The 13,914-nt window shown below is 58.5% G+C and carries 14 protein-coding genes; 3 read left to right on the top strand and 11 right to left on the bottom strand.

The window, feature by feature from the left end; genetic code table 11:
• Window positions 1–169: 169 nt before the first annotated feature.
• The 7 genes from HKN37_14210 to ppk2 all read right to left on the bottom strand — a co-directional run bounded on the left by HKN37_14210 (window position 170) and on the right by ppk2 (window position 6,994).
• Window positions 170–1,408, bottom strand: a complete 1,239-nt coding sequence (locus tag HKN37_14210; GenBank protein ID NNE47804.1) for a hypothetical protein — start codon at window positions 1,406–1,408, stop codon at window positions 170–172.
• A 14-nt stretch (window positions 1,409–1,422) separates the two neighbouring features.
• A complete protein-coding gene (locus HKN37_14205; protein ID NNE47803.1) occupies window positions 1,423–2,046 on the bottom strand; it encodes a hypothetical protein in 624 nt (207 codons plus the stop codon).
• 19 nt (window positions 2,047–2,065) lie between these two features.
• A complete protein-coding gene (locus HKN37_14200; protein NNE47802.1) occupies window positions 2,066–3,088 on the bottom strand; it encodes a hypothetical protein in 1,023 nt (340 codons plus the stop codon).
• Window positions 3,089–3,105: 17 nt separating this feature from the next.
• A complete protein-coding gene (locus HKN37_14195) occupies window positions 3,106–3,774 on the bottom strand; it encodes a hypothetical protein (GenBank protein NNE47801.1) in 669 nt (222 codons plus the stop codon).
• Window positions 3,775–3,823: 49 nt separating this feature from the next.
• The gene (locus HKN37_14190) at window positions 3,824–5,299 is read right to left on the bottom strand and encodes an SUMF1/EgtB/PvdO family nonheme iron enzyme (GenBank protein NNE47800.1); all 1,476 of its coding nucleotides are present in this window, start codon (window positions 5,297–5,299) and stop codon (window positions 3,824–3,826) included.
• Between the two features lie 41 nt (window positions 5,300–5,340).
• A complete protein-coding gene (locus HKN37_14185; GenBank protein NNE47799.1) occupies window positions 5,341–5,964 on the bottom strand; it encodes a hypothetical protein in 624 nt (207 codons plus the stop codon).
• Between the two features lie 196 nt (window positions 5,965–6,160).
• Window positions 6,161–6,994 carry a polyphosphate kinase 2 gene (gene ppk2 / locus HKN37_14180; protein NNE47798.1) on the bottom strand — a complete coding sequence of 278 codons (834 nt, stop codon included), beginning with the start codon at window positions 6,992–6,994 and terminating at the stop codon, window positions 6,161–6,163.
• Between the two features lie 164 nt (window positions 6,995–7,158).
• On the opposite strand from ppk2, the gene HKN37_14175 reads away from it, so the two are divergent.
• The gene (locus tag HKN37_14175; protein ID NNE47797.1) at window positions 7,159–7,683 is read left to right on the top strand and encodes a hypothetical protein; all 525 of its coding nucleotides are present in this window, start codon (window positions 7,159–7,161) and stop codon (window positions 7,681–7,683) included.
• Window positions 7,671–8,624, top strand: coding sequence for an ADP-ribosylglycohydrolase family protein (locus HKN37_14170; protein NNE47796.1), 954 nt, complete (start codon window positions 7,671–7,673; stop codon window positions 8,622–8,624). The genes HKN37_14175 and HKN37_14170 overlap by 13 nt, the downstream gene beginning before the upstream one ends.
• A 760-nt stretch (window positions 8,625–9,384) precedes the next feature.
• Here the strand turns inward: HKN37_14170 and HKN37_14165 are convergent.
• A complete protein-coding gene (locus tag HKN37_14165; protein NNE47795.1) occupies window positions 9,385–10,830 on the bottom strand; it encodes a sodium/solute symporter in 1,446 nt (481 codons plus the stop codon).
• Entirely contained in the window at window positions 10,831–12,009 is a 1,179-nt protein-coding gene (locus HKN37_14160; protein ID NNE47794.1) for a serine hydrolase, read from the bottom strand.
• Window positions 12,010–12,216: 207 nt separating this feature from the next.
• On the opposite strand from HKN37_14160, the gene pepE reads away from it, so the two are divergent.
• The gene (gene pepE, locus HKN37_14155) at window positions 12,217–12,933 is read left to right on the top strand and encodes a dipeptidase PepE (protein ID NNE47793.1); all 717 of its coding nucleotides are present in this window, start codon (window positions 12,217–12,219) and stop codon (window positions 12,931–12,933) included.
• 55 nt (window positions 12,934–12,988) lie between these two features.
• On the opposite strand, the gene HKN37_14150 is transcribed toward pepE, so the two are convergent.
• Together HKN37_14150 and HKN37_14145 are read right to left on the bottom strand one after the other, a co-directional pair.
• A complete protein-coding gene (locus tag HKN37_14150; GenBank protein ID NNE47792.1) occupies window positions 12,989–13,663 on the bottom strand; it encodes an SAM-dependent methyltransferase in 675 nt (224 codons plus the stop codon).
• 66 nt (window positions 13,664–13,729) lie between these two features.
• Window positions 13,730–13,914 (bottom strand): hypothetical protein (locus HKN37_14145; protein NNE47791.1); only part of this gene is annotated, 185 nt, incomplete at its 5' end.

Genomic DNA, 13,914 nt, shown 5'->3' with positions numbered 1-13,914 from the left:
GAAGCAGCATCGCAACCGATAAATGCCGCACCGACAAGTAGTACGGTGGCGGTGGCGAGAAGGATGTTGTTGAAGCGCATTTCGTTCTACAAAATTCGTTGACAGACGGGTGGTTACCCCGGTATCGTCAGTTGCCTGTTCCGTTTCAAATCGAGGGCCTGGCGCCGGTCTAGTTGCCGCCTTTCCTGCTCAGAACACGCACAGAAGATCTTCGGTAGGAGTACGTAAAGTCTGTTCGCGCGACGTGCGATCCTTCCGGATCCCGTACCACAATCTCGTCAAGAAGTCCGGCCTGATCATAAGCGTAGCTCTCCGTACCGCCAGCGCCGGGGCTTAGCCGGCGAAAAAACAGCGGTGGCTGTTGATCCAGAACCCGCCCCGCGGCATCGAATTTCATGCGGATTGAGTGGGGAATCATGGTCTGATCTACGGATACAATCCGGCCGTCTTCATCACGTCCAAAGCTATAGGAGTCGAACGCCTTCGTGATCGAGATCACCCGGCCTTCATCATCGTACGTCCACGTCAGAGTCGTGTAGTATTCACGTTCCTCTGCCGAGTGAGACTGATGCTGAATCAGTCGCCCGCGATCATCGAAGAACGACCGCCCCACGACCACCTCTCCCTTCTTCTCGATCACCGCGCCGTCTTGCAACACGATTTCGTGTTGTTCAACATCATTCGTGGCCAGATTTCGAATCTCGATTCCGCTCGCGTTCCCTTCGATGTCGCGCTCGATCGTTACGGACTTCCCGGACCAGCCGAATTCGACAATCCGGGCAGACCGATCCAGTCTCAGATAGTCCTCGTCACACGCCTGGAGCTTCTGATTCACCGACGTGATACAGGCCCGCCACTCCTTGAGGGATCCGTCGTCGTAATACGAGAATGTCTGAGCCATTCCATATGGAGCGGCTCCCGGGTATTGCGTCCGTGTTATGGAGGCTACCAGAACCTCCGACGGCGAGCGCGACCGAGACCAGCGTTCCAGCCTGCCGTTTTCATCGAAAGTGAATGACTCCCGCTGGACAACCCTCTTCGTCAGGGGATCCTCGTATTCTATCGTCTTGATGTGCCCGCTTCGATCCACGTGGGACCGGCTTCGCCTGAACACCTGACCGACTGACTCTCCATCTGCGGCGACCACCCGCGTCACTTCCGCGATGGACCTTACGGCCGAGGATCGTAGCAGGTCGGATTCGTAATAGGCGCGATCGACCATCCCTCTCAGAGAGAGCGGTTCTAGATCCCACGTCCCGAATCGCTCGAGTTCAAAGCCGGTCGGTCGAGGCCCGAGGTGCCTGGTCCAGTCGTATTGTCCGTATGCAGGGAACGGGGCCGCTACACACAACCAGACCACTGCAGCGACCTGCGATACCCTGCACCATGGAACGCCAACAGCCGTCATAGTACGTCGCCGGCTCAATAGAGAAACTGTCGAATGATCCCGACAAGTCTGGTCCGTTCGGTGATGGCGCTCTCATCGTCCCGGATAATGCGGCCACCGACACTTGTCACCAGACTCTGATCGAGCTGGTGAAATTGCAGCTTGTCCCAGAAAGGCTCGAACACGGCTTCGTTCATCTCGAGCCGGGTGCCCTTGCCAACGAGGATGTTGCGAATAATCGCGTTGGATGCGTCAAAAAAGGCTATCGGGACGTCCGTGTCCTCGAATTCCTCAGGTCGATAGATGAAGTACAGACTCAGTATGTCGGCTTTGAACCTTCGCTGATTGGCCTCGAATCGATAGGTCACAAACACCTGGTTCGCACTGCTGAAGTCAAGCCCCTCATCGTAAAGCCGGTCCGCAAGAACAGCGACGCGATGCCGACTGGTATCGTCTGGCGCCCGGCGAATAAGTACGTCGCGCCTGTCGGTCACATCGACCAGTGAATCAAGCAGCGCAGCCGTCACATCGTCACTCGAAACAGGCGTAATGATCTCGACGGTTTGCAGCCATCGCGACTGGGCGACAGTGGCAGGCGGCGACATTGCACCTGCAATGACAGCAATGAGCAAAAGAGGTATTGGACGGCAGATATTCATAGTGGTGGCGGGGTCACACTCAAGAAATTACGTATCCAAATGTCCGGCTCGCTTCGTGCAACCGAACGTCGACGGCCTGGCCGTTATAATTGATTCGCTTGACGCTCTCGAGTCGGATAAGAACGCGATCGCCGGGTTGAGCGTCGCGAAGCGCGCGAGTCAGAACAAGTTTATTACGGTCCAGATCGAACGTGCCGATCTTCTTGCTGGCCTTGAGGCCCTTCCTGAGATATACCGTTGCGCTGCCGGCAAGATATCGTGCATCTTTTGGGAATCGGCTCTGAAATGACTCGTCCGGCTTTATCTGGAACTCCAGCATCGCCCTGCGCCGCGATATTCCGTCACCGTTGTTGACGGGTCGGCCCGCATTCGTAACGTGGATCTCGGGCCGCGGCGGATCGATCACAGCGAAGCTCTTCTTGCCGAGGAAGACGTCGTTGCCTCCATCCTCGACAAAGACGTTGACGTCGACGGTGGCTCCTGATGGACTGACCGTGATTCGTCTACCATCGACGCGGGATCTTCCCACGGCCAGTTTGAGTGTGCGATCTTCGAGCCCCGGTACCTCGATGCGGACGCTGTTCTGACACAGGCGGTACAACGTTTGCGTGGCCTCACTCATCGCAACGATATCGGGACGTCGTACGGTGAAACTGCCGTCAACCGGAATCGTCGCCACCTGTCCACCCACCTGCGTAAAACTGAACGCACCACTGTATTCGATTTCCTTCTCTGCTTCCCCGGCCGCGAGCAGATCGCCCGTGGACATAGTGAACAGCGAGTCCCCCAATGATTCAAGGGCGCCCTCGCCAATCAACTGCTGGCCCTGGCCGCCGCCGACTGCGAGAAAAGCTCTTCCCTGAAACTTCTGACCGAGAACCACCTGGCTCGAGCCCACTACCACAGGCTCGAACGACTCGACCACGAAGGTCTCCTCGCTCAGGTCGAAGGTGGAGAAAGCGTACAGGAGAATCGGGAAGTAGAGCGCCAGCATCACATAGTAGCGCAGTTCCTTGATCCCTGACATGGAGGCGTCGTTCATCGGTGGTCCTGCGACTGCTACTGGTTGACGACTTTTCTACGGGGCAACGCGGTCGGTCCGTCCTTCACGCGACTCGAAGCCAGTGCAGGTCGATCTTCATTATGACCTCGCCCGCGATTGAAATACGCGAATCGTTCGGCGACATCCTCAAGCTCTGCCCGGATGCGCTGCACCGAAGATCCTGCCGACCTCATCTCGTCACCGAGTTCGCTCATCCCTGTCCCTAGAATACCCGCATCTTCCGCAAGCCGGCCCGAGGCGACCTGGTCCAACTCGGCACGCATGCGGTGTATCGTCCCTCTCGCGAGTTCCATCTCGGCACCCAGCGCACGAACCTCCATCTGAAAACGCTTCGCGTCCTCTCCGAGCGCAAGAAACAGCGCATCCACCTCACTCTTGATACGGGCCTCCATCTCGCGCACCTTCGTTCCCGAGCGCGCCGGCACGGCCGTTTCGCCTCCTGCGGGTGCAGGCCGCGCGGCAAACGATCCGATTAACTCGAACACACCCATCGTCACGAAAGCAGCGGCTTCACCCAGGAAACCGACCTTCATGAAGAGCTCGTAGTAATCGAGCTTCAGGATTTTGAAGAACACCCCAAGAATGGCGAGGGCGCCGAAAATGCCGATGCAGAATGCCAGGATACCCTTGAGACGAGCCATCCTGTCCGGAGAAGTGTTTGGCATAGTTCTTCTTTTAAGTCGAGTCAGTGAGTGGTTGTTCGTCTCGGTAGATCTAGTTCTCCTGGAGTTCGGGCGTCGTTTCGTCTATTGCTACACGATTGACGGCGCGCGCCGGATTTGCCAGGAAGTTGGCGACATCTCGAGCGCAGCGACCTCCTACGAAGGGAGAGGCTTCATTCCTCGGCTGAGCATCGCGAACTCCGACACCTATGTAGAATGCGTCGGACGCCCACGACCCGCCACGCACTACGCGCATTTCTTCGGCTTCGTCTTCGTGGATCGGATTGAAATCACTGAGTACAGAGTATGTGGGACTGAAGGCGTCTTCGACCCATTCAGCGACGTTGCCGCTCATGTTGTAGAAGCCCCATGCGTTCGGCTGGTACGCACCGACCGGCGCGGTGAAGGCATAGCCATCCGCCGCATAGCCGGACCGCCCGTTGTTGTAGTTCGCGAGATAAGCGCCCGACTTGTTGCGGGGTTCATAGCCCTGCCACGGATAGATGCCGCCGGCACGACCAGCACGAGCGGCGTACTCCCATTCAGCCTCAGAAGGAAGCCGCTTGCCCTGTGATTCACAGTAGGCCTGCGCCTGACTGTGAGTGATAGCGACAACGGGATGTCGGTCAAACACCGTCCCCTCGAAGTATGCCCGCCAGCTGAATCGAAAACCAGCCTCATGCCAGACTGTAGAATCCGGCATCATAGCGTTTCGCTGCTCCGGTCCGACACTCTCCAGAAACTCGCGATAGGCCGCATTTGTGATCTCGTGTGGATCCAGCAAGAAGGCCGCCACCGTCACCCGCTTGAAACCAGCTGCCTGCATCGACAACGGATCCTCATCGGCTAGACCCATGATGAACATGCCGTCCTGCAGTGTCAACATGTCGCTCGCAATAGGAGCAGGTTCGGAACTCGATTCATCCTCGACTGGCTTCTCGGCAACCGCCTCGTCGGAACGATCGGCTCGCGCGGCGCGGTCCGCTGTCGGTCTGGCAACCTCATTTCGGAGCCCCCGGGATCGGCGTCGGCGTCCGGGAATAATTTCTTTCAGGTCGTACGTGACGCCGAGTGTCGGCGAAAGCGCCGAAAGCGTCGATGCCGATCCTGCCTGACTCTGCAGGAGCGACGTCCGACTTGCCACCTCCAGATTGATACTCCACTGTGGCTTCACCTTCAGCGCAAGGCCGGCGCCGATCGGAACAACACTCTGACGGATACCACCATTCAGGTAACGACCGTATCCGACAAATGCATACGGTTCGACGCGGCCGTCCCCGCGCATGGGCCACACCTGAAGTCCAACCTCAGCGGAGGTCGCCGACTGCATCGAAAGTAGTCCTGTGACTCTGAACATATCCGTAAGTCCGAGCCGGGACCCAACCTGGAGCGATGACTGCGTCGTCGGCACCGAAGCGGATGGATCGTTGAAGACGCCCCCGGCATTCACGAAGAACGACTGTCCGTAGGAGGATTCCACTCCGAACAGCAGGGCGAGTAGAGCTATTGCGAAAAAGAACTTGCGCATGTGCCTGATAAACTTCTGGGTGGATGTTCCGCGGCAAATTGTCATCGGCCGCCGGCGAATCGGTACGCGATGCTGATGTTCGACAACAGGTCGCGGCCGCCAAGAGGATCGGTCCCGTCCACGCGGTCGAGTAGCGCCACGCGTGTTGACAGGCGCACCCTGTCCTGCAGGATCACTCCTATCGGGATCGTGAGATCGAAACCGGCACCTTCGTTCGCAATCCCGAGTACGTCGGCGGAGACGGACTGGCTTTCGTAACTCGACAGCACGAGGGCGGGACCAACGCCGGCATAAATCATCACCGCCGGTGAAACAATCTCGCGTCCGTAGGTCAGATCCAGACTGACCACATTGTGATCGCCGGCTACCAGGTTGTTCTGTGCAGTCAGCCGGTTGTAGTGGAGTTCAACCCCGAAACGTCCTCCTGCCAGTTGACGGTCCACTCCTGCCATTAACTGAATGTTGCCGGATGCAAGAAACTGAGTCGGCTTGTTGCCGGGATTCCGATCCAGATCCCCCTGGTACATCGCCAGTCCGATGCCGACGGTATAACCGTCTATCAGGCCTCCTGGCGCCGTTTGAGCCTGTACAGGAAGAGCCAGGACGTTGAGCAGGTTGCCGGCCGCGACGAGGCATACCGCTGCAAACAGAGGGCGACAACGCATAGTAAAGATGCTGAGGTGGTGGAACGGGGACACGGGTGTTCGCCGGAACACCACCGGGTAGTGGCGCGACACGCCCGTGCTCGCATCTAGGATCGGCACAGACCGAGTCTGTGTTTAGCGAAGGCACGAGAAATGCATCTGCCCGTTGTGCCAATCGCCCCTGGGGGCTCGACAAGCCCTTCACGACCGTACCGACTCAGAAGATCTCCGGAACGAATTTCTGGAGATCCTGACTTGGGCGTTGATACCCGGTATCTTGCTGCCTGGCCGGTAATTCGATCTCCTCCTGCTCGAGTTCCTGGTAGGGAATCTGCGAAAGAAAGTGCCTGATGCAGTTGAGACGCGCCTTTTTCTTGTGATCGGCGTTTACAACAAACCAGGGAGCCTCCATCGTGTCGGTGTACAGGAACATCTGGTCCTTCGCCTGCGAGTAGTCGTACCACCGTTCCCGCGAGGAAAGGTCGATGTCGCTGAGCTTCCACCGCTTGGTCCGATCCTCGATCCGTGCCCTGAACCGGCGCTCCTGCTCCTCCGCCGACACGGAGAACCAGTACTTGAGCAACTTGATGCCAGACCGAACAAGCATTCGCTCGAGGTCCGGACACGATCTCAGAAACTCCAGATACTCCGGTTCTGTGCAGAAGCCCATTACCCTCTCCACACCCGCTCGGTTGTACCAGCTGCGATCGAAGATCACGATCTCGCCGGCCGCCGGCAAATGCGGCATGTAGCGTTGGAAATACCACTGGGTCATTTCGCGCTCGGTGGGCTTGGGCAGCGCCACGACGCGTACAATCCTCGGATTCAGGGCCGCCGTAAGCCGTTTGATGGTTCCACCCTTACCCGCCGCATCACGACCCTCAAAAATAATGACCACCCTCAGGCCGCGGTGATGAACCCAGTGCTGCAGCTTGTCCAGCTCCAGCTGTAGCCGACGGAGTTCGCGTCTGTAGAGCTTCTTTGTGAGCGGCTGCTCGTGCGACTGACCAACCTGGTCATATTTCGACCGGGACGCGTCTTCCTTTCGCATTCGTATTAAGCGATTATTGTGCAGGTATGTAACTTAACTATATACATTACGCCCGCGTAAGATTCACGCTGAAGTGTGCCGCACAGTTCGTGCCCGCCCGAGATGACGGAATAACCATCCGCCGCGTCTCGGGACGTGGGCGATGCTATCGATGATCGAGATTCATGATACCCCTGCCAAACCATAACACATACTGGGTCATACCCGGGCAATTCATGGCCGGGGAATACCCCCGCGACGCGGACGACAAGCGTTCCAGAAAAAAGCTGGCCGGATATCTCGAGCGTGGCGTGTCCTTGTTCCTCGACCTAACGGAGCCGGGCGAGTACGGTCTTCAGCCATATAGAGCGATGCTCAACGAACTCGCGGCAGAACGAGGCAAAGAAGTCGCGTACCACAGATTGCCCATCATCGACAGCAATGTGCCGGAGCCTGCGTTCATGCGGCGCATTCTCGCAACAATTGACGACGCGTTGTTGGACGGCCACACTGTCTATGTGCATTGTTGGGGCGGGATCGGGAGAACAGGAACGGTGGTGGCCACCTTCCTGACTCACCATGGGCAAACGGCGGATGCGTCTCTTGCACAGCTGGCGGACTGGTGGACGAAGGTCGAGAAGAGTGCTCGACATCCGCGTTCACCAGAAAACGATCTTCAGGAGGCATTCGTCAGATCATGGGTGAGATAGGGAATCCATCGTCCCCATCACTCGCAGATCGCTTCCGGGGCTGCCTGCTGGGCCTCGCGACCGGCGATGCAGTAGGGACGACTCTCGAGTTCAAATCCCCCGGCACGTTCGATCCGATCGACGATATGGTGGGCGGAGGGCCTTTCAATCTCGAGCCAGGACAGTGGACAGACGACACCTCTATGGCCCTGTGCCTGGCAGACAGTCTTTTAGCGTGCGGGGGCGTTGATCCGGACGACCAGATGCGCCGATACGTTCGGTGGCGCGACGACGGGTACCGCAGCAGCACGGGCGTGTGTTTTGACATCGGTGCGACCGTTGCCTCGGCACTGGCCCGCTACAAGATGTCGCGGAATCCTTTCAGCGGTTCGACGGACGAGTTCTCTGCAGGCAACGGCTCACTGATGAGGCTCGCCCCGGCGGCGCTGTTCCACTATGCTGAACCCGCGCGTGCAATCGAATCTGCCGCAGTCTGCTCACGCACCACGCACGGTGCTCCGGCGGCGATAGATGCCTGCCGATATTTCGCGGGTTTGCTGGTCGGGGCTGTCGGGGGCGCGACACGCGACGACTTGCTCGCACCTGGCCACAGACCTTTCAACGGACCGTGGGCACCGGGCGAACTGGATGCAGATGTGTACGAGGTGGCCATGGGATCGTTCAAGCGACGGAATCCCCCTGAAATTGTCGGCACGGGATTCGTTGTTCGTTCGCTGGAGGCGGCGTTGTGGGCGTTCGTGCGAGCCCGCGATTTCCGAGACGGATGCCTGATGGCCGTCAATCTGGGTGACGATGCCGACACCACCGGCGCCATTTACGGTCAGCTGGCCGGAGCGTACTGGGGAGTGAATGCCATACCCTCGGAGTGGCGCGATCGTCTTGCCTTCCGCGACGAAATCACGTCCATCGCTGACGCGCTACTGGCGGCCAGTACGACGTGAGACGCGACCGAATCCGTACTACCAGCCCAGGGCGCTGATCCTTCTCTTCGACGGACGCTGCTGGGCTTTCCGACGAGCCCTGGAGCGTTCCCTGGTTGCCGCCTGCAGCTGTGACGTTCTGGTCCCGACAGAGGTGCGCCTGGTGAGATGACGATTGCGAATCTGCTGTCTCTTCCGCGCAACGACTTCGGCAGACGTCCCTGTGCGATTTCCGGCTTTTCCAGCCGATCGTTGGATTGAGCGCATCCTGAGCTGCGACATCCGTTGACGATTAGCCGCGCCCCGCTGGAACCCGAACTGTCGATTGCGACGCCTGAGTTGGGTGCCGACAAAACGCTGGTGATTCGACAACTGAGTCGAGCCTGGATTCGACTTGTTCACATACGAGAGACTCTGTGACGAGGCCACATCAGCCGAGAATATCACCACCAGAAAGAAAATCCCGATAACCTTTGACATGTCACGCCTCTTGAGAGTACAGTCTGTTCCCAGTCTGTTAGTATCCAATCAAAACGAGTGCCAGCATTGAAGCCCGCGCAATGCAGAGACTACCGGCACTCGTAGTATCGGCCCAAAACATGGCATTATTAAGCGGAATGGAACACATCCCGTGGTACGTTTCGGTTGGCGAACGGACTGCGGTGCCTCAGATCATGAGCGATGGGACCTGTCGTGAGACACCTTCTCAGACTGCACGATGGGTCAGATCCGGTTGCGCTTCTCGTGACAGTGCAACAGCCGCTACTGGCGAAGCCGACGATCAGGTTGGGTCGACGCCGCGTCTCCGATGCAACAGATAGGCTGAAACGGCACCGGTGAATACGGTCACACCTGTGCCCAGAGGCACGTACCAGGGCCAGGCAAGCTCTGCAAAAGGCGGCGGCTTGACGAGTACGACAACCACCATGAACACGGTCGCGACCGAGATGGCAATAATCGCATCAAACTGTCTCGCCCGGCGGACTACACCCCCGAGGATATATACGCCCAGCAACCCGCCGTACGTAATCGAGGCAATCGACAACGCAAGCTCGACGACCGGCTGATCGGATGACTTGAAGGACAGGGCGCCGCCAACAAGTACGAAAGCCCATCCAACCGTCGCCCAACGACCCACAACGAGCAGATGCTCAGGATCCTTCCTGCCGCGAATCGAAGCGTAGAAGTCATGGGTTGTGGCAGAGGCGAGCGAGTTGAGCGACGAACTGACTGTGCTCATGGCTGCAGCGAGAATACCCGCGACGACGAGACCCGACACACCCGACGGGAGGAAGTCTACGACAAAGCGGGGGAACAGCTCGTCGCCCGACATGGAGGTATCCTCGGCGCCGACCGCCCACAGGAAGGTCCCGACCAGGAGGAAGATGGCGAACTGTGCGATGACAAGAATACCCGAACCGATGAGCGCTTTGTTCGCATCCTTCAGCGCACGCGTAGACAACAGCCGCTGAACGATCAGATGGTCCGTCCCGTGAGACGCTGCCGAAAGAAGAGCACCACCGAGAATGCCGCCCGCAAACGTATATGTGGTACTGAATGACAGACTCCAGTCGAACACCTTCAGCTTGCCGGCATCGAGCGCCCGCTCTATGACCAGGTCCACACCGCCGGCCAACGAGGCCGCAACAGCAATGGTCGCGATCGCGGCAACAACGTACAATCCCATCTGCATCACGTCGACCCAGATCACCGCCTTGATACCGCCGGCCCACGTGTACGCCACCGTCACTACGGCTACAATCACAATGCTCGCCGGAATCGACCACCCGGTGACAATGGCCAGGGGGATTGCGGTCGCAAAGACCCGCACACTATCGCCCAACGACCGGATGACCATGAAGAGCGCTGACGCGATCCGGCGTGTGCTCATGCCGAAGCGGTTTTCCAGTCGCTCGTACGCCGTCTGTTGATCTCCCCGGAAATAACCGGGTAGCAGCCAGATCGCAACACCAACTCTCCCAATGAGATACCCGAACGGGAGCTGCAAGAACGTGAGATCCGTTCGCGCCCCAAGACCCGGAATGGAAATGACGGTAAGCGCCGACGTCTCTGTCGCGACGATCGACAACATCACCGCCCACCACGGGATGCTGTGCCGCCCGAGGAAGTAATCCGACGCGTCTTTCTGTGTACGCGTGAAGTATACCCCGATGCCGATCACAGCGCCGAAGTAGAGCCCCATTACAAGGATGTCCAGGCCGCTCATCTATCTCGGGTCTTCACTTGAAAGCAACTCTGAAACAATCGCGTCGGCGAGTAAACCTCGAACCCGTCCGATCTTGTAGCTCCGCCTTGTTGGATGCACGCGATTGGTCAGAAGGATAACAAAAAGATCGTTGGCGGGATCAATCCAGATACTCGTACCCGTGAATCCGGTGTGGCCGAAGCTCACTCGCGACATGAGCGTCCCCGCGGTACTCAGGCTGTCGGATGGCGTGTCCCAGCCCAATGCTCGGGTAGATCCCTCCGGACCATCCTGCCTTCTTGTGAATTCCGCGACGATCTCGCGCGGCACGTACAACGGGTGGTCCGCCAACACGCGGCCGTGGTATAGATCGAGCATCCATTGTGCGAACACTGCCAGGTCCGGCGCATTGCTGAACAGACCGGCGTGACCCGAGACGCCGCCAAGTCGCCAGCAGTTCTCATCATGCACCTCGCCTCGAATGATCCGGCCTCTCACCGGGTCCAACTCCGTCGGGGCAACATGGTCGAGCAGATGAGCATCAGGAACGTAGCCGGTGGATGTCATTCCGAGTCGACGCCAGACCCGCTTGAGCATGATCTCATCCAGGGGCCGCCCAACGATGCTCTCCACCACCAGCCCCAATGTGATTGCCCCAAGATCAGAATAGCGATACCGAACTCCCGGAATGGTGTCAAGCTGCGTCGAGTACAGCGAATCGATCGCCTCCCGACGGTCGGTCGCCTCCAGGTAAAGCGGACGCCAGGAAGGCAACCCCGAAGTGTGGGTCAGAAGATGCCGGACCGTGACGGAGTCCTTCCACCCACCGCCGAACCGTGGAAGATAGCTGCCGACGTATCCGTCAATCTCAAGCACGCCGTCGGCAACAAGTAGCATGATTGCCGTCGTCATGCTCACCACCTTCGTGACGCTGGCCAGATCGTACACGGTGGAGTCTACCACAGGCCGCGAATCATCTATCCCGTACCGGCCCGCGGCTACCGTCATCAGGACCTCCCCTCCTCGACCGGCCACCGCCACGGCTCCCGGAAACGCAGTATCTGCCACGGCCTCGCTCAGCACCAGGCGTGCCTCCGAGCCCCCGTCCCCCGCCTGCCGGCCGGGCGTCTGCCCGTGCACAACACCAGAAAACGCCCCGCAGATCAGCGACAGGAAGCAGGACGCAACGAAAGCTCTCATATCGTTATAAGTGGCAAAAGCGGTCGTACTGTCGCCCTGACGGGGCCCTGACGCGTTGAAAAGCCTGGTTCAGACACCCCAATCTACCGCATTTCAATCAAATTGAGCCCATAGCCATCATTTCTGGCCTGCTTCTTCGCGGGACGTTAGATTTCGTGTTCAATTCAGGTGACAACAGCAACGAGCGCGCGGCGCGCCGTCAACTCTATGTCCAGAAGACTTCTCCTTCTCAGCAATTCGGTCAGCTATGGCCAGGGCTATCTCGAGCATGCGGAGGACGCGATTCGCGCCTTCCTTGGCGACGGGGTTAACAGCATCGCGTTCGTACCGTACGCGGGCGTAACAATCAGCGAAGATCAATATGCGGCGAAGGTTCGCGCCCATTTTGAACCCATTGGCTACGCCGTTGTGTCCGTACATGAAGTCGATAATCCGGAGGATCTCGTTCGGTCCGCTGATGCGATCGCAGTCGGCGGCGGCAATACGTTTCGACTTCTGCAGCAGATGACTGAGACAGGACTTCTGTCCGTCGTCAGAGAGAGAGTGATCGCCGGTGTTCCGTACATAGGATGGAGCGCAGGATCAAACCTGGCATGTCCGACGATTCGAACCACGAACGATATGCCAATCGTGGAACCACCTTCATTCGCGGCCCTGCATCTGATTCCATTCCAGATAAACCCGCATTATCTCGATGCCCATCCCGACAAGCACCAGGGTGAAACACGCGAGCAGCGCCTCCTTGAATTCGTGACACTGAATCCGGATACGACAGTTGTCGGCCTCCGTGAAGGGAGCATCCTACGTGTCGAGGCCGAGCGAATGCGCCTCCTGGGTGACAGGACCATGCGTGTTTTCCACGGAGCGGCCGAGCCAGCGGAACTGGGACCGGATGAGGAATTGAGCTTCATGCTCAACGCCTGACGGACATCACATCTCGGACGACGAACCGGCCGCGCAACGAATCGTTCGGCCTCGACTACATCGCCGTATTCCGTTTTCGCGCCAGCGTCAATCCGTCCGCCACCGGAATCAGGCTGTGATCAACTCGCTCGTCCGCGTGGATCTTCCTGTTCAATCGTCGGATCGCCTCCGTTTCCTCGTCGTCAACAGCCGCATCCGCTACCTTCCCGTCCCACAACACGTTGTCGATCACTACAAGCCCTCCCGCACGGACAAGCATCAGACACAATTCGTAGTAGCGATCGTAGTTCAACTTGTCCGCATCAATGAACGCGAAATCGAAGGTCCCGGCCGCGCCCGACCCAACAAGTGCCTCCAGCGTTTCCATGGCGGGACCCAGACGCAGATCAATTCGACCGTCGACACCAGCGTCCTGCCAGTACTTCTTTCCGATGGACGTCCACTCTTCGCTCACATCGCACGCGACGAGTATCCCGTCTTGCGGAAGTGAAAGCGCCACGGCAAGGGCACTGTAGCCCGTGAAGACGCCGACCTCCAGCGCTCGTTTCGCTCCGAGGAGCCGAACAAGCAGAGACATGAACTGACCCTGCTCGGGTGAGATCTGCATGTTCGCCTCATCCAGTCTTGCGGTGGCCTCACGAAGCTGCAAGAGGGCGGGATGCTCGCGAAGCGACATATCCAGTATGTAATCCTGAATCGGATCAGTGACCGAAATTGTTCTTCGAGACATCCACGCAACCGCTTCTTTTTTTCTCCGCCAATCGCTCAGCGGCGAAACACCAGATTCACATCGGCATCAACCCTCGTCCTTCAGAATCCAATTGAGTGGATCGACCGCGGGCTCGGTGTCAAGTTCCGTCAATGGTATCTGGGCAGAACCCATCTCCATGCTGACGCGTCTCGTTGTGCCGTCTACGTCAACATCGACGGGCATCGGGAAAGGCAGGTCGCCCGGCGTATCCCAGCGCAACGTGACCTCCG

The sequence above is a fragment of the Rhodothermales bacterium genome (assembly GCA_013002345.1).
In the GTDB taxonomy this organism is placed as follows: domain Bacteria; phylum Bacteroidota; class Rhodothermia; order Rhodothermales; family JABDKH01; genus JABDKH01.
Note: the sequence above shows the minus strand (reverse complement) of the source record. Positions and strands in the feature narration are given on the sequence as shown.

What these genes read in the sequence shown, in the direction of transcription:
- HKN37_14210 (NNE47804.1), bottom strand. Translation starts at nt 1,408, where the DNA reads ATGACGGCTGTTGGCGTTCCATGGTGCAGGGTATCGCAGGTCGCTGCA.
- HKN37_14205 (NNE47803.1), bottom strand. Translation starts at nt 2,046, where the DNA reads ATGAATATCTGCCGTCCAATACCTCTTTTGCTCATTGCTGTCATTGCA.
- HKN37_14200 (NNE47802.1), bottom strand. Translation starts at nt 3,088, where the DNA reads ATGAACGACGCCTCCATGTCAGGGATCAAGGAACTGCGCTACTATGTG.
- HKN37_14195 (NNE47801.1), bottom strand. Translation starts at nt 3,774, where the DNA reads ATGCCAAACACTTCTCCGGACAGGATGGCTCGTCTCAAGGGTATCCTG.
- HKN37_14190 (NNE47800.1), bottom strand. Translation starts at nt 5,299, where the DNA reads ATGCGCAAGTTCTTTTTCGCAATAGCTCTACTCGCCCTGCTGTTCGGA.
- HKN37_14185 (NNE47799.1), bottom strand. Translation starts at nt 5,964, where the DNA reads ATGCGTTGTCGCCCTCTGTTTGCAGCGGTATGCCTCGTCGCGGCCGGC.
- ppk2 (NNE47798.1), bottom strand. Translation starts at nt 6,994, where the DNA reads ATGCGAAAGGAAGACGCGTCCCGGTCGAAATATGACCAGGTTGGTCAG.
- HKN37_14175 (NNE47797.1), top strand. Translation starts at nt 7,159, where the DNA reads ATGATACCCCTGCCAAACCATAACACATACTGGGTCATACCCGGGCAA.
- HKN37_14170 (NNE47796.1), top strand. Translation starts at nt 7,671, where the DNA reads ATGGGTGAGATAGGGAATCCATCGTCCCCATCACTCGCAGATCGCTTC.
- HKN37_14165 (NNE47795.1), bottom strand. Translation starts at nt 10,830, where the DNA reads ATGAGCGGCCTGGACATCCTTGTAATGGGGCTCTACTTCGGCGCTGTG.
- HKN37_14160 (NNE47794.1), bottom strand. Translation starts at nt 12,009, where the DNA reads ATGAGAGCTTTCGTTGCGTCCTGCTTCCTGTCGCTGATCTGCGGGGCG.
- pepE (NNE47793.1), top strand. Translation starts at nt 12,217, where the DNA reads ATGTCCAGAAGACTTCTCCTTCTCAGCAATTCGGTCAGCTATGGCCAG.
- HKN37_14150 (NNE47792.1), bottom strand. Translation starts at nt 13,663, where the DNA reads ATGTCTCGAAGAACAATTTCGGTCACTGATCCGATTCAGGATTACATA.